1 protein-coding gene is annotated in these 538 nt (G+C 49.1%); it reads left to right on the top strand.

Going from position 1 to position 538, the window contains the following annotated elements:
• Window positions 1-538: hypothetical protein (locus KH400_RS29625; RefSeq protein WP_217227934.1), on the top strand; the 538-nt coding region annotated here is incomplete at both ends.

Here is a 538-nt window from a genome sequence, read left to right as displayed (position 1 = left end):
AGGGGAGAGGGAAAAGAGGAGAGAAAGGAGAGAAGAGGGAGAGAGAAAAGGAAGGAGAAGAAGGAGGGAAGAGGGGAAAAGAAGAGAGGGGGAGGAAGGGAAAGGAAGAGAAAAGGAAGAAAGAGGAGAGAAAGAAAAGGGAGAAGAAGGAGGAGAAAGGGGGGAGGAGGGGAGGGAAAAAAGGAGAAGAAAGGGAAGGAGGAGAAGGGGGGAAAGAAAAGAAGAAAAAAGGGAGAAGAAGGAGGAGAGAGGGGAGGGAGAGAAGAGGGAGGAAGGGGAGAGGAAGGGAAAGGGAGAAAAAGAGAGGAGGGGAAAAGAGGAAAGAAGGAGGAGAAGGAAGGGGAGAGAGAAAGAGGAGAGAAGGGAGAGAAGAGGGGAAAGAGAAAAGAGGGGGAGGGGGAAGGGAGGAGAAAAAGAAAGGAAGAAGAAAAGAGAGAAGAAGGGGAGAGAGGAGGAAAAGGAAGAAAAAAAAGAAGAAGGGGGAGAAAGGAAGGAGGAGAAAAGGAGAAAAGAGGAGGAAAAGGAAGAGGAGAGAAAA

Source organism: Desertibacillus haloalkaliphilus, assembly GCF_019039105.1.
In the GTDB taxonomy this organism is placed as follows: Bacteria; Bacillota; Bacilli; order Bacillales; family KJ1-10-99; genus Desertibacillus; species Desertibacillus haloalkaliphilus.
Note: the sequence above shows the minus strand (reverse complement) of the source record. Positions and strands in the feature narration are given on the sequence as shown.